The sequence below is a fragment of the uncultured Citricoccus sp. genome, from assembly GCF_937871995.1.
Classification (GTDB): Bacteria; Actinomycetota; Actinomycetes; order Actinomycetales; family Micrococcaceae; genus Citricoccus.
The window spans coordinates 1-1,730 of sequence record NZ_CALMQR010000156.1; the positions used below are offsets into that span (position 1 = coordinate 1).

At 63.0% G+C, this 1,730-nt stretch carries 2 protein-coding genes; one reads left to right on the forward strand and one right to left on the reverse strand.

Annotated elements, in window-relative coordinates:
- Positions 1-179: 179 nt before the first annotated feature.
- Positions 180-902, reverse strand: coding sequence for a hypothetical protein (locus Q0283_RS17310; RefSeq protein WP_298045901.1), 723 nt, complete (start codon positions 900-902; stop codon positions 180-182).
- Between the two features lie 277 nt (positions 903-1,179).
- On the opposite strand from Q0283_RS17310, the gene Q0283_RS17315 reads away from it, so the two are divergent.
- On the forward strand, positions 1,180-1,644 hold the full coding sequence (locus tag Q0283_RS17315) for a hypothetical protein (RefSeq protein ID WP_298045117.1): 465 nt from the start codon (positions 1,180-1,182) through the stop codon (positions 1,642-1,644).
- The last annotated feature ends 86 nt before the right edge of the window (positions 1,645-1,730 follow it).

Genomic DNA, 1,730 nt, shown 5'->3' on the forward strand with positions numbered 1-1,730 from the left:
GGGCCTGGTGCCGGCCTTGCAAGGGGATGGGCTTGGTTAGGTCATCGGGGCCCGGCGCCTCACGGCGAGGCGTCCCGTTGATCGATCCCTTTGCCGACGGTGCGCCTGAGCCCTGAGCCCTGAGTCCTGAGCTGCAGACCCCAGACATTTCTGAGAGCAGATAACGACAGCCCCGCGGATCAGTCTGCGTCCTCGACCTTCGCCCGAAGGTAGTCGATGTAGTCGGAGCGGACGGTTCGACGCGCTTTCGGCCGCGAGCCCTTGTTGATCATTGCGACGTACTTCTCCAGATGGGCCGGATTGTTGCTCGTCCAGCCGTGAGCGACGGCCCACCCGGCCAGAGCCGGTCCATCCAACGTGTACCCAGCGTCGTGGAGCGCCAGCAGCGTCGAGACGACGTCGTCCTTCTCGTAGCCGGCGGCGATCGTGTTGTTGTGGTTGATGGTCATGGTGAGGCTCTTCATGCCCTCTTCGACAACCGGGTCAAGCGCCGGGGTCAGCTCTTGCCACGGGGCCGTGGTGCCCAAGAGTTCGGGCCGTGCCGCGCTGACCCAAGGACGCAGTTTGTCGTCGTTCCACGACACGACGCACAGGGCACGGATGCTGTTGCTGTTCGAACCGGTGAACTCGGCAATGTCGTTGGGATCGGGCCACGCCATGAGTACGGGACCAGTGTGCCTGATGTACGCTCCTCCGCGCGCAGTGACGTGGTCGACGGCGCGGGAGGAAGAGACGAACCGCTCGAGTAGACGGTTATTGCTGAGGTTGCTCTTCAGGTGGGTCCACACGGTGATGTGGTCACCGTCCTCCATGTGGGCGGCACACCACGCGAAACCCGCGTGCAGACCGTCGTCGTCCGCGCTCGTCACAGCGGACGGGTAGTCGACCTCATTGTGGAACATGGCCCCTCCTGAATGGATCAGTGCAGATGAGACCAGCCTAAAGGTGCGCACTGACAAAGCTTTGGAGTTACGCAGCCCCAGCCATGGCCCCTTTCGGAACCCGATTAACGTCCCAGGACAGTACAGCTAGTCGTCCGCCGTCCCGCATGCCGAACCTCCACCGGCCCCGTGAGGAACTGAGTCGGCCTTCGCCGGCCCCGTCCCAGCGAGGGATCCTCGAGCGGATCATTTCGGCCGTGTTTCGTTCAGGAGCCGGACCCTCGCGGACAATGAGGGCATGATGAGCAAGAGGCACCATCAGACCGCGAATAGGGCGGCTCTGGATGATCTGCCAACGACGGCATCCAAGGGATCTTTGGCAGAGCTTGCGGCGGGTTATCTGACGTCGATGCGTCCCTACCTCGACAGAACACGGGAGCTGGAGGAGAACACCGAGACCGTTCAGGATGTCGAGGGCGCTGGCGCGCACCACGCTTCTTTGCTGCACAGCGAGCAGGTGGATCAGTGCGCGGACGCAGTTTCTGATGTGTTCTCGACGGGCACGGACGGTGACCGCCACTTCTTGCTCTATGAGTTGCTGTGCCAATCCGGCGATCCCTACGCGGAGGCCTGGATACTGACCTACTGGCAGGACGACATTCGCCCACCTTTCCCACCAGCGCTTCGGGACCTCGTCCGCCAGGCAACCGGGCGCACCCCGAGCCTGACGCCGACGGCCACCGAACTCGGATGGTTGGACTAAGCCCACCAGCCCACGACCCGCTCAAGGATCCCTTAGTAAGTGTTGGGAAAGAGATCATTTCGTGGCGTGTGGTTGCCATGGTCGGC

Coding starts and splice junctions, on each gene's coding strand:
- Q0283_RS17310 (WP_298045901.1), bottom strand. CDS start 902: ATGTTCCACAATGAGGTCGACTACCCGTCCGCTGTGACGAGCGCGGAC.
- Q0283_RS17315 (WP_298045117.1), top strand. CDS start 1,180: ATGATGAGCAAGAGGCACCATCAGACCGCGAATAGGGCGGCTCTGGAT.